At 59.4% G+C, this 229-nt stretch carries 1 protein-coding gene; it reads left to right on the top strand.

The features are described from left to right. Positions 1-106: 106 nt before the first annotated feature. Positions 107-229 (top strand): hypothetical protein (locus SB756_RS36220; RefSeq protein WP_410914080.1); only part of this gene is annotated, 123 nt, incomplete at its 3' end.

The raw sequence follows: 229 nt of genomic DNA, 5'->3' as shown, positions 1-229 counted from the left end.
GACTCGAACATATTTTTAGTATTTTTCCTCTGGCCCGCTGTGACGCACCATCGCTCTGGACCCAATAACCAGCAGGCCGTCGCAACGGCCGATGAGGGAATGCAGCGTGTTCGATCTCGGTTACTGGCAGCAGCGGGCTGCCCGACAAACATTCATTGACCAGGCGCTGATCGGCGGCCAGCGGTTGTCCGCCGAATCCGGCGCTACCTTCGATGCCATCAACCCGGCC

This window comes from Pseudomonas sp. SIMBA_068, from assembly GCF_046534705.1.
Classification (GTDB): Bacteria; Pseudomonadota; Gammaproteobacteria; order Pseudomonadales; family Pseudomonadaceae; genus Aquipseudomonas; species Aquipseudomonas putida.
This window is presented reverse-complemented; position numbering and strand designations above follow the sequence as displayed.